Here is a 23,200-nt window from a genome sequence, read left to right as displayed (position 1 = left end):
CCTATCTTGTATTAAATAAAAAATTTTAGCATACTCAACCCTTTGAAAATAAGAACAGCGGAGGAAAAGGTGTTCCAAGGGTTAAGTGAAAAGTATTTTAAGTTGTTAGAGCCTCTAATGGAAGAATGGACGAGCAGAAATTGTCGAGGAAGAAAACTTCATCCATAGAGACCTGTTATCAACTCAATTTTCTGGGTCTTAAGCACAGGATCTCCTTGGTGGGCTCTGCCCAAAGGAAAGAATTTTGCTCATCGCTCAACGGCTCATAGCTGGCTTGGAAAAATGGAATCAGAGGGTTTTTACAGTTTGCCCTTATAGATTTTTGGTTGAAGTTTCTGATTAAAAATATTTATTAAACACAGGATAGGCTCATAAGTCTATTGGATTAGCCTTTGATAACTCGAGAGCCTTCTGGACTGTCTTTGATTTGGTAACCCTGAGAATGGATGTAGTCTCTTTGCTTGTCAGCCTCGGGCCAGTCTTTGCCTGCGCGCGCTGCTTGCCTCTTCTCGAATGCTTCTTGAACATCTGTAGGGATGAAAAGTGTCTCCTCTTCCAAGGGAAGAACACCTAAAGCCGCGTCGATTTCTTCAAGAAAGGAGAGAACATCTTGAGCCTCATCAGAGGTGATTTTTGAAGCATCGATGAGAGCATTGATAGGTTTAATCATATCAAAGAGCGCAGCTAGTGCTGCAGAGATGTTGAGATCATCGCTAAGGGCTTCATTAAAGGTTTGACGGGCCTTTTCAATCAAAACCTTAGTGGAATCACCAGTAGGAGCATTAACGCCGCGGAGACGGCAGATAAACTCACGGAGACGGCTTAATGTTTGGCGAGAGGCCTCAATCCCTTCAAGTGTGAAGTTGAGTTGGGTTCGATAGTGAGTTGACAGAAGGAGATAACGCACTTCCAAGCCCGTGTATCCTTTATCAAGAAGGTCGCGAAGTGTATAAAAATTCCCGAGACTTTTGGACATTTTTTTCCCATTAACAATGAGATGTTCAGCATGGATCCAATGCCGAACAAAATGCTTTCCTGTACATCCTTCGGACTGCGCAATTTCATTTTCATGATGAGGGAAGATATTATCGACGCCGCCAACATGAATGTCTATGGTCTCACCAAGAAGCTTTGTTGCCATTGCAGAGCACTCAACATGCCAGCCAGGGCGTCCTTTTCCAAAGGGACTCTCCCAAAAAACATCTCCATCTCTTTCTTCATCATAGGGTTTCCAAAGGACAAAATCAGAGGCTGATTCTTTGTCATACTCATCGTCGGAAACACGCTCGGAAGCTCCCTCTTGAAGAGTATCGAGCTTGAGGTGGGAAAGGCGTCCATATGAGGGAAAGTTTTTAATGCTGTAGTAAACTCCCCCATCCTTTCCTTGATAGGCATATCCCTTTTCAACCAAAGTTGCAATCATTGTGATCATTTCAGGAATGTAGTCAGTTGCCGGTGAGTAAATTTCTACGGGTTCCACATTCAAAGTTTTGAGATCTTCAAAAAAAGCGTCTTTATAGATCTGTGTATGCTCAGCAAGGGGAACTCCCTTTTCCTTTGCAGCAAGGATGGTTTTATCTTCAACATCGGTGAGATTCATAACCTGTTTTAAAGGAAAACCAAAATATTTAAGAGAGCGACGGAGGAGATCTTCAAACACGTAGGTGCGAAAATTGCCAATATGAGCGTAGTTATAGACAGTAGGACCACAGGTATACATTTTGAGAGTATCTTCCCCTCTAGAGAGAGAGATATCCTCTTTTACACGAGTTTCAGTATTAAAGATTCTAAGCATGCATTTCCTCAATTAGCTCTCGGATCCTCCTGAGCTGAATTTTTCCAGTACCCGTCATGGGAATTTCATCGATTTTATAGACCGCTGAAAGCTTAATAATCCGCGCAAACCCATCCTCTTTGAGAACGCCGTTAGCCACATCTTTTTCTAAATCAAAAGTCGTAAAAAGAATGAGCGCTGGTTTATCTCCCTCTTTAACACCCACTGCAAGCTGCGGCTCCTCTGCATTTGCTTTGATAAGCTTATTTTGCAGCGCATATGCTGTGATAGCCTCTTCGAGTGCCACCAAGCTTACCATTTCTCCTCCAATTTTGACAAAGCGCTTGAGACGCCCGCCTAAAATAAGAGATCCATCCGGCGCGATATGTCCAAGGTCACCACTTCGGTACCATTGCTTCCCATCTACTTCTACAAAGGGATTCGGAGCATCTTTGCCAAGGTATCCCTTAAAAACATTGGGTCCTCGAATGCAAATCTCCCCCTGTTGATCGCTCGGAATTTTTTCATCCGTTTCGGGATGGATCACACAAAGCTCAACTCCAGGAGCCGATTGCCCAACACCAACGCGAGGAACTCCTTGCCTGTTAATTGTGACAAAGGGAGAGCATTCGGTAATCCCGTATCCTTCAATCATCTCTTTGTTCCCACCAAGGCGTTTCACATATTCAAAGAGCTCAGGTGTGGCTTTTTCAGCACCAGCAACAAATAGACGAACACTTTTAAGCTGCCGTGGTGTTGCGACTCGAAAGAGATTACGGTAGAAGCTAGGAGCGCAGCAGAGAATGGTAATCTTTCGATAGAAACAGTCACGGGCCATCCCATGAGAGTCAGTCGGATCAGGTGCATAAAAGACGCGTACACCTAATAAAATAGGAAGAAGCCCTGTGACTGAAAACCCGAAAGAATGAAAAGGAGGAAGGACACCATATAGGATGTCTTCTTTGTAAATATCAGCGCATTGGAAAGCAGCGCGTTCATTGCTCAGGATATTCTTATGGGAAAGGGGTACTGCCTTAGGATAGTTTTCGGTTCCACTTGTGAAGAGGATCACAGCTGGATCGTTTTCCTTGATGTTTTGAAGTGTAAATTTTTTGTAGAGTACAGCTTTCTTCTTGCGAGCAAAATAAAGACCTGAAAGCTTATTCCAAATGGAAACCCCCTGCCGAAAGTCTTCTAAGAGAACCAAATTTTCTTCAAGGGTTCCAAGCTCCAGGGCATCGACACGCTCTAAAAACCGGCGAGAACTAAGGACCGTCTTCAGTCCTAATAACTCTTTCGCAAAATTAATACTCCTCTCTCCTGCTGTCCAATTAAGCATCACAGGAATCTTTCCAGAAAAAAGAACGCTCAAGATAATGAGGTTGCAACCCATCGTCGAGGGAAGGAGAACGCCTATATATTTGTCAGGCATCTCTTGAAGTTTGCGCGCGATGACGATGATCCCTAGTTTGACTTCTTGATAATTCATGATTTTACTCACTTCATCACCACAGGCCATCGCTTTTCCCATACGATCAGCTGTTTCAAGGAAACACTCTGGAATTGTCTTTCCCTCAGGAAATTTCACTTTGGGACGGAAATCTTCTTTAGGCCATTCATAATGCTTTAGATTCGCCGTATCGATCTTGGGTTTGCCCACACTCCCTTCAACAATAAGAAGAAGAATATCATAAACGGTTTTCAATGCACCCAGCTGCGTCGCCTCAACATCGAACCTTTGATCAATAAACGCATAGACACTAGCCAAATCCAAAGAATCGAGCCCCAAATCGCGGGAAAGGTCCATTTCTTCCGTAATTTCTTTGACTCCTGACAACTTTTTTAGCTCTCGATAAAGCTCGCTGCGGATATGATCAGGAACGTCGAGTTCCTTTTTTTTCTGCGGTTTTTTTTCTTCTTTGGTAATGGTAGGCACGACTTTTGAAAAACAACTATATGAGACCAACCGAAGAGGTTCTGACGTGACGATTTCCCCGGATTCAAGGGTGTATTTGTTATACCAATTTTCGAGGTATTGATTGAGTTCAAGGCGGGTTCCTTCCTTAGGAAAGTCTGCAGGAGCGCGCTCAAACTCTATTGTTACTTTCCTCCTTGGGGTGAAAAAGATCCAATTTTTTAGGAGGACCTTTATCCCTTCTCTGAGTCCCTTCCAAAAATCAGGTGACTTCTCACTAAGTGCACAAGAAAAGGAACTCCCCCACAAGCCATTGGTGCGGACCAAAACAACCTTTGTTTCAGGGCAGGACTCTAACAGGGAGTGAATAAAAGAATTCCCCCCAATGGTTTCATGTCCTTCTCTCTTCAGATGACCCGAAGGATAAATAAGGAAATTCTCTCCTTTTTTGATTTCATTTGAAACCCTGTCTAAACATTTTTCCACCTGCCTGATCTTCCAAGAATTGGCAGACAGCTCAAAGTTAGGCAACGGAAGCGCTCGAATCAAATCCATAAAAAAGCGCGCGCCACGCAAGTAGTAAAAATGCTCAATTACAAGCGCACGGGGATGAAACTTTCGTGCTAAGAGGTTATAGATCGCAATGGGTTCTATTTCAGCAGGATGATTCGGAAGAAACAGGTTCCCCTGTTTTTCCTTCAAAAGGTCTAGCCCCTTCACCTCTATTTTATACCTGAGAGAGAGGAGCCTCAAGAGCACATAAGATCCGATCCAAATAAATACCTTTCGCATTCTAGCCATCATAGCAGGAAGCGAATATAAGAGACTATTGTTCAAATTTTTATTTTATACCAAAATCCACAAGAAGCTCTTTTTAAGAGAGATAGTAACTAAACTCGATTTAATTATATTGACAAATAAATATTGTATTGAGAAAATTATATTAGAACGCGTTAATGTTTTTAATGAAATTAAAGACCGAAATTACAAACAACGAACTTGAGATAACAGAACTGCAGATTTAGAAAATAGGGAGCTCGAGTCTTTAAAGAACATTAATTTGACGCGAAAATACTTTTTTGAGTAATCAACTATGATTACATTTTAAACACACAAGGAGTGCCATTATGAGAATTGATGGAACAAGAGAACCAATTAGACCTAATACTTCACCAACCATGGGTCATGGTTCACATCAGACAAAAGGCGTTAGTGGTCAGGGAATGACTAGCAATACAGAAAATATGAAGCTTTTTGCGACAAGTCAAAGGCCTCATGATTGGGATATTACTGATAAGGCAAGTAATCCCGGGGCTAATCAGATCGACGCCATGAGAAAAGCCCTGCTTAGCTAATCTGGTTAACGCGCCAAGACCACGATCCGCTTTCCCTCTGTTCTTCAGACTTAGGGATGCGGAGCGTGACGTTTACGTCTAAACTCGCAACACGCGCGCCATCTTTTGACACATCCACAATTTCACACTGCGTTTGACCATTCACCACGAACTCCTCTCCTACTGTGGCAAGAGAAATTGGAGAGTGTTTTCCTGATACACCCCTTAGCATCAGCTCGCCTACTTCGAGGTTCTTTTTGAGTTCTGAAAATGGCTGCGAATAAATTTGCACTTCGAGCTGATTCATAATACGCACGGCAGCTCCTTCAGAAAGCAGGTGTGTTTCGGTGAGTTCTTTATAGATTTGTTCAATCGTATAAGGGTATGTGTCCCATCCCCATCCTACTGTACCATCATAAAGATATCCATCCACCATCAACCCATTTGCATAGTTCCTCTCAAGCTGAGGAACAATCTGCTCCCTCGACATGGTGCAATTTTTTTTAATCATGTCAGCTGAATGAACAGTATACGAGCGCCTACTTAAGGAAGTTAAAATTGCTTTATACTCTCCGAGAGTTTGGGCAAATTTTGGAGTAGCGATCGCAGGCTGGTGTTCGCGCTTTTCAACAATAACCTCACTCACTCTTCCTCGCCTCTGAATTGCAAGGATATTTTCTTGCTCAAGCGATATTAAAAGCTCTGCAACACAAAGTGCTGGATGAATACGGTATTTGATTGGCTCCGTTCCTTTAAGCTGCAATGTTGGAGCTTGAACACTATCCATAATCGCCTCGAGTTTTTCGGGAGGAATCTCCTTCCCATGTCTCTCAAAGAGGTGCATAAGATCCGTCGTCATATTCTGTCCTCCCCCTCGATCGAAATCATCCTTGCACCCTGTGTTCACATATTTGATGGAATAGTCTGCCTTAAGACCCTCGCGTTGGTAGTAATAGAAGAGCATGATAAACATTTGCCATTCAGTCGTCTTTTTCTCTTCTTCCAATCCTCCGTAAAGGTCGACACGATCTTGATTGACGTTAAGACGATTTCCGAAAAACCGTTGATGAATGAAATCGCAGATCTCTTTCATTTTTTCTCTGTATCCTTCGCGATTCCCAAGGCGCAGCGGGAGACGATTTAAGCGATGCCCTTCGGCTTGATAGAAGGAGGCAATAAGTTGGTTTTTTAATGCTTCAAAGGTTCTTGCTCCTCTCTTAAAAAGGGTGTTCTCAACCGATTGAAACAGGAGCATCAAATTCTTTTCTTCGTGCTCTAGCTGGAGCAGGGTTTGGCACCGAACATCTTCATTTTCTGGAGATCCATCATCTTTAAGACGCTGATGCGCAGCATAGAGAACAAGTCCATCCGCCCCTTGAAGAAATTCTCGATAAAGAGGATCAATAATAACACCTTTAACGCTGTCATATTTATTAGGCGTGGCGTGGCGGAGGTAGTAAACACCATCTTCGATATTTCTGAGTTGTGGAGGATTGATCTTTAGGTAGTGGGCCCCACTCATCGCTCCGTGAAATTTAATCGTATTGCATGTCCACCAATGAACCCTCATCAGAGGATCCGATGCAGCAATCGCTTTGTTTCTCTCAACAAAAATCCGAGAGAAGTTTTGAAGCGTCAATCGATCATGAGGATTGATGTGCTGCTGCACAAAGTCATTTTGAAAAGATTGGATTCTAGGAGTCATTCGTACGCGCGCAATCACACTACAAATGCGAGCTACCTCTTCGTTTTTTTCTGCAAGGATCAGCGCCTCATGAGCATCCACAAATTGTTCATATTGCTCTTTAGCATCACTTGCCGATGTCGGATTGGTTAGGTAATAGAGAACTAGAAGCAACTCTTGAGATTCATGGTCATTCGCTAGGTCGATTCCTTCTTCTTGTAACAGGTGATTATATTCATTCAAAAGATTGCGGAAGAGCATCAAACGCATTAAGACCCCATTTTGTCCAAAGAGATGCTCATTAGAAACACCAATTTCTGGCAGGCATGGACGGCATGGACGGCTTACAAGGATAAAATCGTCAGGATTACTTTCTTCTGGAGAAACAAGTTCCCTTCGACCTGGCAATCTTAAAGAATCAGAAAGAGATGGCAAAAGCATATCTTCCAACGGTCCTCTATTCAGCTGGTGATCAAACCTTAGCTGAGCTTCTCTTTGGAAGAACAGTGCACGATGGTCGGGCAAAGACAGGATTGCTTTCTGCTGCGGAATAAGCGCTCCGTGCTGAGAAGGAGGCATCTCGAGCGCTCCTCTTCTTTGCATAGGAATCTGAAGCCTCCGTTCAAGAGCATTGAGAGTCCCTAGGTATTGTCTCACAGCACTTGCATTTCTGAGATTGAGATGAATAGTCACTCGTTGTCCTCCAACAAAAATATCCTGTCGGAGCCTATGAAGATTCCTGTCCTGGAGTGCATTCAATACCGTCTCTCGAGAAAGCCTCATAGCATTCAACGCTTCTCTCTCAGGAATGACTGCCACCTCTCGACCCTCTTCCCTTCTAATGGGTTGAACTAAATCAACTTCGTGATCCTCTTGAACTTCATCAACAGGTCGGAAGGGGCCGATTCGAGGGTTTTGTCCAGGTTGTTTTGTGAAAAAGCCCATCGCAGCCATGCTAGCAGCAAGACAAGCAACAGATGCCGCTGAGTACGCAAGAGTCGCTCTTTGATTCCCCTTAAAAGGAGTAATCGGCTTTTTAGTCCTTTTTTGCGCATGCCCAATGGTGAATCTGGTAATTGCCATCAACGCAGCTGTAACTACAACTGTCTGAACGACTTTCCGAAAATGAATCTGATGAAAATGCGCAGGAAAGCGATTTTGTACTTCTTGCATAAACCAACCTCAATTAGGCCCACATTATACATAAGCACCCCATAAAATAAAAACACAAACTAAATTAAAATTAATTTTATAAATTAGATAGTATCGTCATGAGATAGAAGCCCAAAGAGCGATACAACGAATTTGCACTGCAGCTATGAATGAAGCTGTATTTTTGGCATATCGAGTGGCTATTCCACGCCATCGTTTTAGGTGGAGAAAAGCATTTTCTACAAGGTGTCGAAGCTTATATAGTGCTTTATCAAATTCTCTCCATTTTTTGCGATTTGACCTCAGAGGAATGACTGGATTTATGCCCTGACTCTCGGCTTGCAATATAATTGCGTCACTATTATAAGCTTTATCGGCGAGCAAATGCTCTCCTGAAATATCTTGGATCAAGAAACTTGCTTGAGTGCTGTCATGAGTGGTACCTTGCGTAACAACAATTCGGACTGGCATACCATGCGCATCCACGGCCAAGTGTATTTTTGTGTTAAGCCCCCTTTTGTCCGACTCATGTCTTGATTACCGCCTTTAGCTCCCGATGCATGAGGGTGCACCATGAGCCATTCATAGTCAGGATCTTCCACTAAACATTCAAGCAACGCTTCCCAAATTCTAGCATCCTGCCAACGACAAAAGCGACGGTGAGTGTTTTTCCAATCTCCATAATCAGGTGGTAAGTCTCTCCAAGGAGAGCCTGTTCGAAGAATCCAGAAAACAGCGTTAATGAACAGACGGTTATCTTTTGCTACGGCACCCCAACCCCCTTTTCGACCTGGCAGGTGAGGAGCTAACAATTCCCAGACTTTATCTGAAATATCGTGGTGACGATGCGATGCTTTCCCATAGAAAATTCCTTTGTTGCATTGGTATAAGACAGCAAAGTATATCAAATTCAAAATTTCTTGACGATACTATCTAGAAGACCCCGGCTATCACGTCGCTTCCGATAAACTAGGATAGGCACTTTCCCAAGATATAAAAATGGGTCTTATTAAATCGGCGCTTTATTCATATAATTCTTAAAATTAATAAAAAAACTTACTAATATAAAACATTTTTTATTGTTTTAATTTTAACAAAAACCAGGTATTGTATTATTATATCAACTGAGGAAAAAGATGATAACAAATGTTTTTAATTATGGGATAAATTCTGTTTATTCCTATGCTACTAAAGGAGTTAGCTCTCTGATCGGAGTTACCCAAAAGGTTAATGATCTAAGGGTTGCGCAAATGCTAGCTTGTGGAGCCGCTGGGTACATAGCTCAGTATCCAGTAAAGTTCGTTGGTGGGTCCATGGGTCTGCATCCTACAGAAGAAGAGATTCAAAAGCTCTCTGAAATAGGGAATGCTAAGATTCTGTTCCTTTTTGTCATAATGACAATTGTAGCTCCAATCGCTGAAGAGATCATTTATAGAAAATACTTGCCTGATATACTACTTCCTAAGTATTACACACTAACAAATCTACAAACAGCTGCAGTTAGCAGCGGAGCGTTTGGTCTTGTCCATTCTTTAAATTATTTCGGCACAGAGAGAACTTCTAAAGCATTTGCTATGACTGCTTATCAAGTCTGTTTTTGTGCCCTTATTTTGGGTCCATTATGTTCCATAGCAAAAACAAAGGTAGGGTTGACAGCTAGTATTCTTGTGCATATGGGTTTTAACTTTCATGGAGCTCAAATAGTAATTCCTGAAGGAAAAATGAAAGAAGTCATAAAAGAGCTTTCTCCTACTAGTATTCTCCCAGGTTTTATTGGTATTGCACTTGGTTTGACTTTTTTCTCTTTGAAACATCAATTAATTTGTAGATTAGGTGTCTATTGCTTTGATCAAATGCTGAATTCAATGCCAAAAGATCCCTCACCTAAGCTTTTATGACCCATTGAGTTCTTTTTAATCTTTGAAAAACTGTGCTATTATCTTAAAAAAGATAGTGTTGAAGGATGAAGGTACTCTGATGGATATAGCTAAAATATTTCGTTTTAGTTATAATTTTTTGAATGACATATTCGCTAGATTTTAGAAAAAAAGTTCTATCGATCCGGAGCAAAGAAAAATTAAGCTTTGTCCAAGTAGCAAGACGCTTTGGAGTAAGTGTAAATAGTGTGTTTCTCTGGTCTAAGAGGTTAGAGCCGAGGCGCACTAAAATCAGACCTGCAATAAAGATTGATAGAGAGATCTTGATGGAGGATATCAAGAAATACCCTGATGCCTTCAACTATGAACGAGCACATCGTCTTAACGTAAGCACTTCAGGCATTCGGTGTGCCATGAAGAGGTTAAGAATTAGCTATAAAAAAAACTCTCAACCATCCCAAGGCCTGCGAAACAAAAAGACAAATCTTTCAAGGAAAAATCGCAGAATATAAACGTTTGGGAAAGCCAATTGTATATATTGATGAAAGCGGGTTTGCCCATGATATGCCCCGCACCCACGGTTACTCCAAAATAGGACAGCGATGTTTTGGCACTCATGATTGGGGAGCAAAAGGAAGAACAAATGCAATAGGGGCATTACTTGGAACAAGCCTCCTTACACTTGCGTTATTCGAGTGCAATATTAATACAGATGCCTTTTCCATTTGGGCAGAGGAGGACTTGCTACCGAAACTTCCCTCTGAAAGTATTCTGGTTATGGATAATGCTTCATTCCATAAAAGCAAATCTATGCAAAAGAAGATCCACGCTGCAGGCCATACCTTGGAATATCTTCCTCCCTATTCCCCTGATCTAAACCCTATTGAACACAAGTGGGCACAGGCAAAGTCTAAGCGAAGAAAATATCAATGTGGAATAGACGAACTTTTCAAGGAGCTCTGCCTATAACTAATTTAAGTCACTTTAGCTATATCGCTCTTTGGGCTTCTATCTCATGACGGCATTATCTAAATTAAAATTAATTATATGAATTAATCAAAGGTTAAAATCGCACGCACTAATTAATAAAGTTTTTAACTTCTGTGATAGCCCAAGTGTAGGAAGCCGTTTCTGGGGTAGCTTCTTTCTTAGGAATGGAGAGATTAACCGTGAGACTTAGATAGGCAAGTGTATCGGTCCCATGTATGATGCGCATTGGTCGACTGACTTGGACATCAAAGCTATCCGCAGTAACCGTGAGGTCATACTTAGGTTTGGCTTCAACGCGCTCATCCTGACCAATCGTTGCGAAAGGAAAAACCTGATAGAGAAAACCCTGAATATCAATTGTAGGGTCACCGAAAACCTGTGCTTCTAGTTGATTCAAAACACGCGCGGCTCTTTCCTCGCTTAAATTATTTGGATCCCCGGTGAGAAGTGCTAACAGTTGATCTCCTGCTGTGCCATCCTTCGTAATAGCCGTACTATTAAGGGTAATCAGGTTATAGCGTGGAGAATTTAGCTGAGCTACGATCGCATTCTTTTTGCTGTATTGCCCCATATTTCTTTCAATTAACGTATCATCCCCAACAATGTTATTGCTGTTTAAAATATCAGTTAAGAATTGATGGAGGTTTTTAAGAGGGTGCACCTTGGTCGTCCGAAGAGCAAAGGAAACATAAGCAATAAAGAGTGTTCCAAAAGCAAGGTTCGGAGGAACATTTCCCTTGAAGGGCTCAAAGTTCCATTTTGAAAGACGTTGAGCTTCTTTCATTGCAAACTTCGTAAGCAGGGCACATGCAGCAGTAATCGCAGTAACCTCTAACGATCGAAAAATTAGATTGTTCTCCCAGATGTGACTATGTCTGATGAGAAGTGGGCTCATTGTTTTTTCCATCATTTCCTCGCTTAATTCTGGACAGGAGTATAGCCCAAAAGATTATTAATATGAATGGTTAAGATATTTGTTATTACTTATTTAGAATGTCTATCACAGAAAGGTATAGTTTGCGCTCTTCTTCAAAGGTGACATATTCGATTATCTCATTAATAGGAAGCCACTTACCTTCAGAAATTTCCTCTGCTTGGAGAGTGTAGCTGGGAGTCACTTCGGCAAGGTAAAAACGAACGGTTTTGTCGACAAGAATCCCCTCATGATGGAATTGGTACTTTTCAACAACATAAGGTGTGTCAAGATAGCGGATCACCTCCATTCCCGTTTCCTCTTTGAGCTCACGCTCAGCAACCTCTTTTGGAGACTCCCCTGTCTCTTTGTGTCCCTTAGGGAAGGACCAATGCCCCCCATTGAGATGGCGAACAAGAAAGACTTCCCAACAGCCTGCACGACAAGTAAGGGGAACAATCCCGAAACAATAACTCTTAAGCGGTTTCACAAGGACTAAAGATGACAACGGAATTGTGTCCACCAAACCCAAAGGAGTTAGAAATCCCCGCTTTGACTTCAAAATCCTCGGCTTTATCCCCAACAATATTGAACCCCTCAAGCTCTCCTTCAGGATCCTTCAAATTAAGGTTCGGATGGAGTTTTTTTGTTTGGATGGCTTTGATCGTTGCAATCGCTTCAACACCCCCAGCAGCCCCTAGACAATGACCAGTCATTGATTTGGTCGCGTTCATCTTCATCTCTTTGACTTGATCGCCAAAGACAGTGCGTATTCCGCGCACTTCACAGAGGTCACCCACTGACGTTGCTGTCGCATGAGCATTGACATAATTGATATCTTTTTTATCGATATTGGCATCCTCGATAGCTGTCTCTATACAACTAGCTACCCCTGATCCATCTTCGCGTGGACTTGTGATATGATAAGCATCGGTAGAAACCGCACCACCCAAGTACTCCGCAAGAATCGTTGCTCCACGCTTTTTAGCATGCTCATATTCTTCAAGAACAAGAACACCTGCACCCTCGCCGATAACAAAACCATCACGAGACTTGTCCCAAGGGCGAGAAGCTCCTTCCATGTCATCGTTTCGCTCAGAAAGCGCTTTCATCACAACAAATCCGGCAACTCCAATTGGGTTAATGGGGGCTTCACTTCCCCCGCAAACCATAATATTAGCATCTCCCCGCTCAATATGTTGTGCTGCAGAAACAATCGAGTAGTTTGCTGTTGCGCAAGCAGTCGAAATCGAGTAGGTTGGGCCAGTAAACCCTAGGTCTATAGCTAAGAGGCCACCGCCCATATTAGTGATAATATAAGGGACAAAGAAAGGAGTAATGCGATTAAACCCTTTATCAAAAAGGGTCTTATTCCCTTCAAAAAAGACCGACATCCCCCCCATTCCAGAGCCAATGAGGACACCGCAACGAGACTTATCAAGTTTTTCAAGCTCGTCACCCGTCAGACCTGCATTTTCTAAGGCTTTTTTACCTGCAACCATTGTGTAGCGAATAAAAGGGTCTACGCGACGCGCTTGCTTTTTATCCATATATTCGCCAACTTCAAAATCTTGGACCGATCCTGCAAAACGCGTGGGATACTCTTCACATGGGAATTGGGTAATAGGGGCGATTCCACTTTTCCCTTCTAAAAGACTTTGATAGAACTGATCAACATCAGTTCCAAAACAGGAGACAACTCCCATTCCTGTCACAACAATACGGCGCTTTTTACTCACTTTTCACCTTAGAGGTTAAATCTAAATCTATCACCTTGCCTTCAGGCCACAGGCGTTCTAACTGATACTTTTGCCGCATATCAGGAAGGAGAAGATGAATGACCACTTGGAAGTAATCAAGAACAACCCAATCTCCAACTTGCTGCCCCTCAATATGGACCGGTTTCTCTCCCGCATCTCTCATGATATGTTGAATCTCTGTTGCAAGCGCAGACACATGCCGATCAACATTCCCATCAGCAATGATGATATAATCAGTAATTGACGAAATGCCCCGCACATCTATAGCGATAACATTGGTCCCTTTTTTGTCATAAATCGCTTGCGCGATTTGCCGGATTATATACGAAAGATCTTTAACCATATGGTGGAGAGTATATAGTATTTTGATGAATGTAGTCTAGCACTTTTCCCTGAACTAGATGTCCACAATATAGCCTTTTTTTGAGTCTCTCCCGAATCTCACTGCTACTTACATCCATTGCAGGGGTTTTGCACATCCCCTGCTCAACTTTCAATTTGATTGTTTCTGAAAGTTGATTTAATTTTTTAGTATCAAAGCCATGTCTTACTCCCACAAGTGGAGGAGCTATTTCAAGAAGTCTATCGATACCTCTCCACTCTCCAAATCCACATGCAGTATCTTCAGCAACAATCAAATGAAGATCTCCTTTAATCTCCTGGAGAGTATCGATTGTGAATGAAGGTGGAGGACGTTGAATCTCTCCATCATAGGGGTCGCAGTTAGGAACATCTTCAAGGGCAAGTTGCAACATATTAAGGCGGTGATTTGCAGCTGCCTCAGGAGGTGTTGCTCCCTTTGTTGGAGATATGTTTGCGGGACAAAAAAGGATCTGGTCTAGACCTTTGAGTTCCATAATACGCATAGCCAAATTGAGATGGCCTATATGAATTGGATCAAAAGTCCCTCCAAAAAAACCAATCTTTTTCAGATGATTTCCCATGAATGCTCCTTAGAAACCTTGAGCAGTTTTGAGTTAGGATTAACAGCCACGGGGCTTCCAGCTGATTCCAGAAACGGAAGGTCTAGGTCACTATCGGAATAAGCAGTCACCTTTGCAGAAGACGTCTTTAAACGTTGGGTCAGTCGCTCCATGCAAACAGCTTTTCCGTCTCCAAGAAGAATTGATTCAATGGAACTGAAATTTCCCTTTTCATCCACGCTATAGTTCGAAGAATACCATTCATTAACTCCTAAATACTCAGCAATGGGTCCTACAACAAAAGAAGGACCATTCGACAAGATTACAGTATAATGTCCCTCGTGCTGTGCACGGCGTAAACGATTGAAGGTAGGTAAATAGAGGAAACGATAAAAGTCCTTTTTCAAAAACGCAGTCACCTCATCTTGCACGAGTTGAAGGGGCGCCCCCTTTAAAAATTTCTCGAATACTTTCTGGTGCAGTTCCGTCAGGCTTAAATTAAGAAAATAATGACGGACAGAGTAGAGCATCGTCCCAATAAGTGAGATGGGGCGATAAAACCCTCTCGATATCAAATAGCGATAAAAGAGGAGGCTGGAGTTCGAGCGGACCAACGTGTGGTCAAGGTCAAATGCACTGATCTGTTTCAATAGTCGATACTAGACTAGTTTTTCTTCAAGATTTTCAAGCGCTTCAATATCCCTATCAAGATGGATCTTGGCGCTATCATAAAGCTCACGATAGGTCATCGCCTTTTCAAAGTCAAGATTAGAGCCCCCCATTTCTTTTCGATACTCCTCAACCTGCCTTTTGATCACTTCAACATGGGACGCTCTTTCTTCGTAGAGGCTTTCTAACGTGTCCTCCTCGAGAACACCTTCTTTTTTATTAAAAATAAAGCTACGAAGATCTGCAAAATCTCTTTCAAATTTATGAATTTCAACTGCAGAAAGGTTCAATGATTCATAGGATTTCTTCAGCTCTTCTTCCTCTTTTTCTAAGTCCTCTAAAGCTGTCCCATCTTCATTTTTAATCAATTGAGCAAGCTTTTCCTTTAGATCATCAATTTCTTTTAACGCTGCTGCCTTTTTCTCATCAACTTTAGCTTTTACTTGATCAAGAACCCCACTGCGTGCTTTTTGAATGCGATCTTTCAAAAGTTTCACATGATCACGACTTAACGAGACTCCTTTCATTACCTCTTGAAGAGCATTTGACTCCCCTAGAACTTTAGATCGCTCTTGATTTTCCGGGTTTGCGCAAAAAGCCTCAAAAGCCTCGATTTTAGGAAGAAGCTCATCAAAATTCTTCTTCTGTTCTTCAAATCGTTCGCCCATCTCAGCGCGTCGCTCAGTCTCCTTTTCCTTGATTTTGTCCCATCCTTCACTAAGTATTTTCCGCGATTTTGTGAAAGCTTGGGTATTCAAGGTCAGAACCTTTGCAAAACCCTGAAAGGTTTTAATTTCATTTCGAATAACATAGTAGGGAGCGTCATATTTGTCTCCTTCCTCAGGAAAGCGTCTCTTTATGAAACCTTCCACATCTGCAATAAATGCGTCACTAACCGCCTTAACCAGCTCTTTTCTTTTGGGGAAAATCTGGTCTCCCAACTTGGAAAGGCGCTTTAGGATTTTATTCTTATGACTTATTCTCATGTCGATTGCCAAGATCTCCTTTCGCAAGGAATCAAGACGGGAAATGAGAGTCTTTAACAAAGAAAGTTCTCTTTGAGCAGAGCGGTAATCGGCTTCCTTTATCTCGAGAACTTCGACACCTTTAGGAAAAACAACTGACGCTATTTGCTCCACTAAGCGGTCATAATGATCTAAATCAGCTTCTAGAGCTTCAATTGCAAGCTCTACCTGTTCAACAGAAAATGCTGCTTGTTCATCTTTGATCTCTTTTAAACGACGTGCTTCATCTCCAAGCTCAGCGTACTCAGTCCAGAGGTGATTCCTCTTAATCGGATTCATCTGCTCTTTAAACAGGGGACCACAGAGTTTTTTCACATCCCAGAAATCCTTCAGAGTCACCCCATCAGGTCTCGAGAGAACTGATTTCATAAAATCAAGTGCAAGCCGCACTTTATCTTCTATCTCTTTAGCAGATTCAAAAGATTCTCGAAACTCTTTGAATTCTTCCGATTCTATTGGAGGCTTTTTCTCTTTTTCTTTTTTTTCAGTATTTTCTGTTTCCATGATACCTGTAGGGTTTCCGCTCAGGCAAATATAAAGGAAACTCTATTTATAGTGAAGGCCTAATATCTGCTTTCGTAGTCTTGGAGGATCATTTCAAGAGCTTTTTGATACCCATGAATATCAAGATCAACCCATCTGAATAGGGGTTCCTTCCTAAACCACGTGAATTGCCTTTTTGCATAACGCCTAGAAGTTTTTTTAAACTCCCAGACAAAATGCTCCCAATCTTCATCGCTTCGAGGAGAATCAATAAATTCGATACACTGCCGGTACCCAATTGCCTGTGCTGCAGACAAGTTCTCTCGAAGACCTAATTCAAGAAGTTCTTCTACCTCTTCAATAAATCCTTGTGCCATCATCTCATCACAACGCATCTCAATTCTCGAAAAAAGAATATCTTTAGGGAAATAGGTAAACCAGCACCGAAAATCAAAATCTTTGGGACGGTTTGGCACATTCCCCTTAGGGAAATCGCTCACGCGCTTTCCCGTTAGAGTTATAATTTCAAGCCCCCGCACAATCTTATGCTTATCGCGATGATTAATCGTCTGCCCATATTCTGGATCGATCAAGCAAAGCTTTTCATAAAGAGCTTCAGTTCCAAATTTCTCTATATCTTCTTCAAGCTTTTGGCGCACCTGAGCTGATGCTGGAGGTCCTTGCGGCGGGCCATAGAGCAGTGCATGCAAATAAAAACCGGTTCCTCCCACCACAATCGGAACGTGTCTCCTAGCCAAAATCTCCCGAATGGCGTCCGTTGCTCGTTCATAAAATTGAGCGACATTGAAGGACTCGGCAAGATCACAAATATCGATCAAATGATGCGAGAATTCTAACCGTTCTTCCAAACTGGCTTTTGCCGTACCAATGTCCATCCCCCGATAAACCTGAACCGAGTCGGCAGAAACAATCTCCCCACCCAAAATTCGTGCCATTTCAATTGATAGGCGGGTTTTGCCACTTGCTGTGGGACCCGAAATCACAATTACACGATTGCTTGGCTGGTCAGAGTGAACTTTTCTACGGGATGGGGCAGGTTGATGAGCAAACTCATCTACGAGATCACTTTTCAATGAGCTACTTCTATTTCTATTTAGTTTGAAAAAGCTTGGAGTGCTTCTTGCTCAGTTGGAAAAATCTGGATGATTCTTTCGAACCCTGCCATTTTAATGATTTCCATCACCTCTTCACTGACAGAGCATAGGTGAAGTCCACCCGAGACCCCTTTGAGTTTTTTTGTTGTAGACAAAAGAAGGCGCATTCCAGCACTACTCAAGTAGTTTACCTTAGCGAAATCAAGCAGAAGTTTTGTTTTTCCACCTTCTACCTGCTCCACAAGTTTTTTCTCAAGCAGCGGAGCCGATGCAGCATCCAAACGCCCCTCAACGCGAACCAAAGTGATTCCCTGGTCCTCTTCAATCTGTATATTTAATCCAAAGGTCATCGAAACAACTCTCTTATTTCACCCCAGCATACCGCGGCTCAACTATTTTGTAAACAGATCCAGATATTATTGAACGATTTCTAACCGTACTTTGCGGCCAAGACGAGCTGCAACAGTCATTGCAATTTGGCGAAGTGCCTTGATGGTCTTTCCTTGTCTTCCTACGAGTCTTGCCACATCATCATTATGCACACGAATTTCAACAACAGAACTTTTAGAACCGTCAAAGATCTCTATTTTTACATCCTCAGGAGTGTCGACTAAATTTTGGATGACATAAGCTACAAATTCTTTCATGAACCTATCCGGTTTTTTATGTATTAAGTTAACAGCAAACGTTATCACTTGCTCAACTTTTATGCAATCGAAATTCAAAAATCATTCACATTCAAAACATTACGCTATATACTTATTATTAAAGACTTAAAACGTTTTTTTTTTGAAGAATTATAGTAAGGATTTAGATAAAATAAGCTAAAGGGGGACCCATGGTTGATATCGATCCAATCCCAGATTCTGAGATGCCAGGAATAACGCCAAAAGCAAGCGCCTCAAACGTTCAAAATGAGGCTTTTGGAGATAAGGCTAAAGCCTTCTACTCCTGGTATCAGTCAATTCGCCAACCGAACTCTCCAACAGAGGGATATCATGGCTTGCAATACATCATGAATATATCCGAACAAGGAACTGCAACTAAAGAGGAAGGAACCCTCGCTGATGAAAAACTCAGTCAATTGATGGAAGAGATCGATGGAGGAAGCCAAACCCTCGACAAAATTCCTCATGAGGTAGAAAAGATTGTCGATAGCCTCACTAACCATAATGCAAAGAGCCGAGTCGTGATGCAAGCGACTAAAATTCAGATCTCTGTCAATATTTCAGAACCCGATACATCTGAAGAAGTCCACCAGGTGATCACCTCTCTTCTTGGAAGAGTTACAAAAGAGATGCCACATATTAAGGCTGAAGAGATTAGTCGTACTCTACAGGATGCCATTGACCATTCAGAAGGACCCAAGAGTCTTCAGCAGAAGGTTCTGTCACTATTGAAGTAATATAAGCAAGACTAGGGACTCGAAGGTCGATAATAAAAGGGTCATTCCCCATTTTCATGCGAATTTTTTGGTAGTGAGCAATCTCCTCAAGATAGCGCTTGGGGGTAAGCCTAAGCAGATGGGCTCCAAAAGCAATTACGATTTCCCGCTTACCTAGCGATCGTTCTAAATAGTTTGAAACGTCTATCATTGTAATCTCGCTGCCAAGTACCTCGAGAAGATGCGTAGCAACCTCTTTCTTCTCTTTGACATGCCCTTCCCCCAAATAAAGAACTGGAAGGCGTTTAGGGGTATAGTAAGGGGTTAAGGAAAACACTGCGCCATGTTTATCAAGAGCAAGGTTTTCAAAGTCGCCGAGGATAAACTGTGGAGTCCTCAGGGTATAATCAATATAGAGTGTCTCAGGGTTGAGGAAAGAAACAGCTACCTTCTTAATACAAGGGATTTCAAGTAAGATCTTTTCAGCCTCTTCTGCCGTAATTGATCGGGGGAAGTCCACAGATAAGCCGAGAAACTCTGCTAAATAGTCGGTTTTTAAGGCGTCTTTTAAGGGCCCCATCTGAGCAATGGCTTTAATTGGAGCGGGAGGAGGTTTTTGCCGTTCAAAGTACGAGAGAGCAGCATAGAAACCAAGGGTCAAAAAAAGAGCAAAACAAACAAGAAACATAGGCTTGAGGAGTTTCATGAGATCGCCTTGATGAGCTGGGGCCCAATGGCTGTAATATCGCCTGCACCTATCGTAATAAGAACATCCCCGGGAATCAAAAGTTTTGGCAAGTAGGTCAAAAGTTTATCTTTCTCTAAAAAGAGTGTGTGGCCTCCTCTTATCTCCAGGGCCAGATTTCTTCCGCTAACACCAGGTATGCGTTTTTCTCCTGCAGGATAGAGGTTAGTAATAATTGTGAGATCAGCCTTTGCAAATGCCCCTTTAAACTCAGTAAAGAGATCACGTGTTCTGGTGTATCTGTGAGGCTGAAAAAGAGCAATAAGACGTCTTTTTCCCATTCTTTTTTTCATGCTCGCTAAAAGGACTTGAATTTCAGTCGGATGGTGCGCATAATCGTCATAGATTGCAATCCGTCCCACTTCTCCAATTTTTTCTTGCCTCCGCTTGACACCTTTGAAGGTTTTGAAAGCATTGCGAATTTCTCCTTCAGTAAGGCCGAGTCTCAACGCCATTCCGAATACAGCAAGGGCGTTAAGCACAAGGGTTTCACCCATTACAGGAAACTCCACATCTAAGTATGTTTTACCCTCAAACTCTGCAGAAAAAAAGGAGGATCCACCATTTTGCCTGCATGCAATAAGCTTTAGATTTCCTTTCTTTCCATATGAAATTCCAGGAGGAGAGAGTTGCGTAAGAAGAGGATCATCACTGCACCAAAGTAAAAGATCGGGATTTTTCACTTTAGAAATGAACGTTTGAAAACCCTCTAAGAGTTTTTCCTCTGTTTTCCAATATTCAAGATGTTCTTTTTCAATGTTGGTGATAATGGCTCCCTCCCCTTCATAATTGAGGAAGCTTCCATCACTTTCATCTGCTTCAAGCACAAAGTATTCGCCATCTCCATATCCTCCATTTTTTTGAAGATTTTGGAGGATTCCCCCTACAGCATAGGTGAGGTGTTTTTCTGCAGATATTAACGTCCAAGCCAAGAGAGCGGAGGTGCTTGTTTTCCCATGGGTTCCAGCAACCAAAAGTCCCTTTTTACCTTCAAGAAGAATTTTCACGAGTTCTGAGCGATGGATTACAGGAAGATCACGATTTTTAGCTTCGATAAAAAGAGGGTTATCTTGCGCTATTGCTGAGCTATATATAACTGTTCCTTCTTTCGGCAGCAGTTTTGTGACTTTAATCCCTATCCCGCTCAAATGAGGAAGCTCTTTTAAATCAGAGCCTGAAACGCTATCCCCCCTCTCAATTAAAAGATGGGCGAGAGCACTCATTCCGATTCCCCCCACACCTAAAAAATGGAATTGTTTCGTCATAAGGATTTCAGCACTACTGAACAAAGGTTTTGTTTACTTTCTTCTTCTTTATAGATGCGAAGGTTTTTTTTCATCTCTTTAAGTTTTTCATGTTCGTTTGCCATAAGTTCTAAGATATTAGAAGCCAGACCATCCCCTCTTAGTCCTTTTTCTTCGAGCAAAATAGCCCCTTTAATTTCATCAGTAACAAACGCCGCATTTTTCTGTTGGTGATTTTCTGTTCCATAAGGATAAGGAATCAAAATGCTAGGAACAGAAAACTCAATGAATTCGGCAAGCGTTGCTGCTCCTGAGCGCGAGATACTAAGATCTGCGGCAGTCCACGCATACTCCATTTTCTCCTCGAAAACTTTAACACATGCAGGAACATTCATTTTTACATAATAATCTTGAAGTTTCTCTCCTCGCTTCTTATCCCCTATAATGTGGATGACTTGAAAATCAATTCCCTCCTCTACAAGTCGCTGCACAGCCCCACAAAAGAACCGATTTACAGCTTGAGCTCCTTGTGATCCTCCAAAAACCAGAAGAGTGAATTTCTCTCCCTCAAGACCATAGTAAGCCCGCGCCTCCTTGCGAGTAACCTTTCCTTTCTTTATGAGCGGCATTTCTACGCAAATACTCTTAGAACGGAAATATTCATGAGCATGGGAAAATTGAATTGCTGAAATCTTTGCCCATTTGGAACAATAACGATTTACTTTTCCTGGAAGCGCATTACTCTCAAAGATCACAATAGGAACTTTTCTAAGTTTAGCTGCTAAAATAGCTGGGAAAGTATGAAAACTCCCAAACCCCACGATAACGTCGGGTTTTTTTTTCAAAAAAAAGTTGAAACATCTCAAAGTCCCCTGCGAAAGATTTAACAGTGCCTTTAAGACTTTTAAGGGGTGTTTTTTGAAGGGTGTACCACTTTTGATATCAAGATAGGGAAAAACACCTTTGTTAAAGTACTGGTTTTTTTTGAGTCCTGCGCCCACAAAGGTAATCTTCATGTCTGGATGCTTTTCAATCAGCTCAAGAGCAAGCGCCTGAGCAGGGAAAAGGTGCCCCCCTGTTCCTCCAGCGGCAATCATTACATTTAGGCGGCCTGCAATTTCTTCCAATTGGGCTCCTTTTTCTTATGCGTACTCATAATAAGAGCAATCGCAATGCAGTTTGCTAAGAGGGATGACCCCCCCTGACTAAAGAAGGGAAGGTTAGTCCCTTTACTAGGAAGCAGCCCTGAGACAACCCCTAAATTCAAAAATGCTTGAAATGAGATCAAAAAGGTGATGACACTCGCAACATAAAATCCCCCTTTCGTCTCCGCTTTCATAGCAATATGGAAGCCACTATACGCAATGAACAGATAAAGAAGTACTAAAAAAAGAATGCCAATAAAACCAAGTTCCTCAGCATAAATTGCTGCAATATAATCACTACGCGCTTCAGGAAGGTAATTGAGTTTTTGCAAGCTTTCGCCAACTCCTCGACCAAAAAGCTCTCCTGATCCTGTAGCAATTTTTGCTTGATACGGTTGGTGTCCCTTTCCTAATAGATCGGATTCTGGGTGGAGATAGACTTGTATCCTATGTTTTACGTGGGGCATTTGCATTGCTGCTGCTGTTCCAAGCCCTCCTAAAAAGAGAACGGGAAGGAGCCAATAAAGCCACCTCACACGGCAAAGAAAGAATAGAGCCATTAGAGTAACCATAATGATAGCAACGGTTCCATTATCTGGTTCGATCAAGATCAAAAAAAGTGGAGCAGCCAGTCGCAATACAATCAAGTAAAATCGTTTCCACGTCATGCTCTCCTCTTTCATATAGAGATGAATGAAATATAGAGGAGCAATAACTTTCATAAATTCTGAAGGTTGGAAAGAAAGTGGGCCAAAGAAAATCCATCGATTGGCACCATTGAGGGCTCGGCCAATTCCGGGAATAAAGACGAGTATCAAACACACTGTGAGTCCATAGAAAAGGTAAGGAGCAAAGTTGAGAAGTTTCCGGTATCCGAAAAAGAAGGTTAAAAGAGCTAGAATAATTCCTAAGCAACCATACACAAGCTGTTTAATCAAAGCGTGATGAGTGCTTATATTTAAACTTCGATCAATCACTTCTGCAGAGGAGGTGTCAAACACCATTAAGATGCCAACGGCAAATAGAATTGTTGTGAATGACAAGAGGAAATAAACGCTTTTCATAACA

The 23,200-nt window shown here is 42.1% G+C and carries 24 protein-coding genes; 6 read left to right on the top strand and 18 right to left on the bottom strand.

Annotated features, from left to right (window positions below):
- The first annotated feature begins 42 nt into the window (after positions 1-42).
- Positions 43-168 carry a hypothetical protein gene (locus R2I63_RS08295; protein ID WP_316356686.1) on the top strand — a complete coding sequence of 42 codons (126 nt, stop codon included), beginning with the start codon at positions 43-45 and terminating at the stop codon, positions 166-168.
- A 217-nt stretch (positions 169-385) separates the two neighbouring features.
- On the opposite strand, the gene cysS is transcribed toward R2I63_RS08295, so the two are convergent.
- Together cysS and R2I63_RS08285 are read right to left on the bottom strand one after the other, a co-directional pair.
- Positions 386-1,795, bottom strand: coding sequence for a cysteine--tRNA ligase (gene cysS, locus R2I63_RS08290; RefSeq protein WP_316356683.1), 1,410 nt, complete (start codon positions 1,793-1,795; stop codon positions 386-388).
- Positions 1,788-4,481: an AMP-binding protein gene (locus R2I63_RS08285; RefSeq protein ID WP_338140841.1), complete on the bottom strand. Its 2,694-nt coding sequence runs from the start codon at positions 4,479-4,481 to the stop codon at positions 1,788-1,790. The genes cysS and R2I63_RS08285 overlap by 8 nt, the downstream gene beginning before the upstream one ends.
- A gap of 335 nt (positions 4,482-4,816) precedes the next feature.
- Here R2I63_RS08285 and R2I63_RS08280 point away from each other — a divergent pair, with 335 nt between their 5' ends.
- Entirely contained in the window at positions 4,817-5,044 is a 228-nt protein-coding gene (locus tag R2I63_RS08280; RefSeq protein WP_316356677.1) for a hypothetical protein, read from the top strand.
- Here R2I63_RS08280 and R2I63_RS08275 read toward each other — a convergent pair.
- Both R2I63_RS08275 and R2I63_RS08270 read right to left on the bottom strand, forming a co-directional pair.
- Positions 5,037-7,880: a hypothetical protein gene (locus R2I63_RS08275; protein WP_316356674.1), complete on the bottom strand. Its 2,844-nt coding sequence runs from the start codon at positions 7,878-7,880 to the stop codon at positions 5,037-5,039. The genes R2I63_RS08280 and R2I63_RS08275 overlap by 8 nt on opposite strands.
- 96 nt (positions 7,881-7,976) lie before the next feature.
- A protein-coding gene (locus tag R2I63_RS08270) for an IS5 family transposase (protein ID WP_445083689.1) occupies positions 7,977-8,728 on the bottom strand; the annotation gives its coding sequence in 2 pieces (ribosomal slippage) (positions 7,977-8,368 and positions 8,368-8,728; 753 coding nt in all).
- Positions 8,729-8,995: 267 nt separating this feature from the next.
- Here R2I63_RS08270 and R2I63_RS08265 point away from each other — a divergent pair.
- The 3 genes from R2I63_RS08265 to R2I63_RS08255 all read left to right on the top strand — a co-directional run bounded on the left by R2I63_RS08265 (position 8,996) and on the right by R2I63_RS08255 (position 10,705).
- Complete coding sequence (locus tag R2I63_RS08265; RefSeq protein WP_316356671.1) at positions 8,996-9,757, top strand: CPBP family intramembrane glutamic endopeptidase; 762 nt, start codon at positions 8,996-8,998, stop codon at positions 9,755-9,757.
- A gap of 122 nt (positions 9,758-9,879) precedes the next feature.
- Positions 9,880-10,248 carry an IS630 transposase-related protein gene (locus tag R2I63_RS08260; RefSeq protein ID WP_316356670.1) on the top strand — a complete coding sequence of 123 codons (369 nt, stop codon included), beginning with the start codon at positions 9,880-9,882 and terminating at the stop codon, positions 10,246-10,248.
- Positions 10,172-10,705 carry an IS630 family transposase gene (locus R2I63_RS08255; RefSeq protein ID WP_316359796.1) on the top strand — a complete coding sequence of 178 codons (534 nt, stop codon included), beginning with the start codon at positions 10,172-10,174 and terminating at the stop codon, positions 10,703-10,705. Before R2I63_RS08260 ends, R2I63_RS08255 begins: the two co-directional genes overlap by 77 nt.
- A 109-nt stretch (positions 10,706-10,814) precedes the next feature.
- On the opposite strand, the gene R2I63_RS08250 is transcribed toward R2I63_RS08255, so the two are convergent.
- The 10 genes from R2I63_RS08250 to R2I63_RS08205 all read right to left on the bottom strand — a co-directional run bounded on the left by R2I63_RS08250 (position 10,815) and on the right by R2I63_RS08205 (position 18,261).
- Entirely contained in the window at positions 10,815-11,636 is an 822-nt protein-coding gene (locus R2I63_RS08250) for a hypothetical protein (protein WP_316356667.1), read from the bottom strand.
- 70 nt (positions 11,637-11,706) lie between these two features.
- Entirely contained in the window at positions 11,707-12,147 is a 441-nt protein-coding gene (locus R2I63_RS08245; RefSeq protein ID WP_316356665.1) for a bis(5'-nucleosyl)-tetraphosphatase, read from the bottom strand.
- Complete coding sequence (fabF, locus tag R2I63_RS08240) at positions 12,116-13,378, bottom strand: beta-ketoacyl-ACP synthase II (RefSeq protein WP_316356663.1); 1,263 nt, start codon at positions 13,376-13,378, stop codon at positions 12,116-12,118. The genes R2I63_RS08245 and fabF overlap by 32 nt, the downstream gene beginning before the upstream one ends.
- Positions 13,371-13,742 (bottom strand): ribosome silencing factor, encoded by a 372-nt coding sequence (gene rsfS, locus R2I63_RS08235; protein ID WP_316356659.1) that lies wholly within the window; start codon positions 13,740-13,742, stop codon positions 13,371-13,373. Before rsfS ends, fabF begins: the two co-directional genes overlap by 8 nt.
- The gene (gene nadD, locus R2I63_RS08230) at positions 13,735-14,343 is read right to left on the bottom strand and encodes a nicotinate (nicotinamide) nucleotide adenylyltransferase (RefSeq protein ID WP_316356656.1); all 609 of its coding nucleotides are present in this window, start codon (positions 14,341-14,343) and stop codon (positions 13,735-13,737) included. The genes rsfS and nadD overlap by 8 nt, the downstream gene beginning before the upstream one ends.
- A complete protein-coding gene (locus tag R2I63_RS08225; RefSeq protein WP_316356653.1) occupies positions 14,328-14,972 on the bottom strand; it encodes an HAD family hydrolase in 645 nt (214 codons plus the stop codon). Before R2I63_RS08225 ends, nadD begins: the two co-directional genes overlap by 16 nt.
- 9 nt (positions 14,973-14,981) lie before the next feature.
- Positions 14,982-16,520, bottom strand: a complete 1,539-nt coding sequence (locus tag R2I63_RS08220) for a hypothetical protein (protein WP_316356650.1) — start codon at positions 16,518-16,520, stop codon at positions 14,982-14,984.
- A gap of 59 nt (positions 16,521-16,579) precedes the next feature.
- Positions 16,580-17,593, bottom strand: a complete 1,014-nt coding sequence (gene miaA, locus R2I63_RS08215) for a tRNA (adenosine(37)-N6)-dimethylallyltransferase MiaA (protein ID WP_316356648.1) — start codon at positions 17,591-17,593, stop codon at positions 16,580-16,582.
- 20 nt (positions 17,594-17,613) lie between these two features.
- Positions 17,614-17,964 carry an STAS domain-containing protein gene (locus R2I63_RS08210; protein ID WP_316356645.1) on the bottom strand — a complete coding sequence of 117 codons (351 nt, stop codon included), beginning with the start codon at positions 17,962-17,964 and terminating at the stop codon, positions 17,614-17,616.
- 66 nt (positions 17,965-18,030) lie between these two features.
- Complete coding sequence (locus R2I63_RS08205; protein WP_316356643.1) at positions 18,031-18,261, bottom strand: KH domain-containing protein; 231 nt, start codon at positions 18,259-18,261, stop codon at positions 18,031-18,033.
- A 191-nt stretch (positions 18,262-18,452) separates the two neighbouring features.
- Here R2I63_RS08205 and R2I63_RS08200 point away from each other — a divergent pair, with 191 nt between their 5' ends.
- Entirely contained in the window at positions 18,453-19,019 is a 567-nt protein-coding gene (locus R2I63_RS08200) for a hypothetical protein (protein ID WP_316356642.1), read from the top strand.
- Here the strand turns inward: R2I63_RS08200 and R2I63_RS08195 are convergent.
- The 4 genes from R2I63_RS08195 to ftsW are packed head-to-tail and all read right to left on the bottom strand — an operon-like array spanning position 18,937 to position 23,196.
- Positions 18,937-19,704: a hypothetical protein gene (locus R2I63_RS08195; protein ID WP_316356640.1), complete on the bottom strand. Its 768-nt coding sequence runs from the start codon at positions 19,702-19,704 to the stop codon at positions 18,937-18,939. The genes R2I63_RS08200 and R2I63_RS08195 overlap by 83 nt on opposite strands.
- Positions 19,701-21,008: a UDP-N-acetylmuramate--L-alanine ligase gene (murC, locus tag R2I63_RS08190; RefSeq protein WP_316356637.1), complete on the bottom strand. Its 1,308-nt coding sequence runs from the start codon at positions 21,006-21,008 to the stop codon at positions 19,701-19,703. Before murC ends, R2I63_RS08195 begins: the two co-directional genes overlap by 4 nt.
- Positions 21,005-22,114, bottom strand: a complete 1,110-nt coding sequence (gene murG / locus R2I63_RS08185) for an undecaprenyldiphospho-muramoylpentapeptide beta-N-acetylglucosaminyltransferase (protein ID WP_316356635.1) — start codon at positions 22,112-22,114, stop codon at positions 21,005-21,007. The genes murC and murG overlap by 4 nt, the downstream gene beginning before the upstream one ends.
- The gene (gene ftsW / locus R2I63_RS08180) at positions 22,090-23,196 is read right to left on the bottom strand and encodes a putative lipid II flippase FtsW (RefSeq protein WP_316356633.1); all 1,107 of its coding nucleotides are present in this window, start codon (positions 23,194-23,196) and stop codon (positions 22,090-22,092) included. Before ftsW ends, murG begins: the two co-directional genes overlap by 25 nt.
- Between the last annotated feature and the right edge of the window lie 4 nt (positions 23,197-23,200).

This window comes from Candidatus Neptunochlamydia sp. REUL1 (assembly GCF_963457595.1).
Taxonomy (GTDB): Bacteria; Chlamydiota; Chlamydiia; order Chlamydiales; family Simkaniaceae; genus Neptunichlamydia.
The sequence above is the reverse complement of the archived record's forward strand: the minus strand, read 5'-3'. Positions and strand labels throughout refer to the sequence as shown.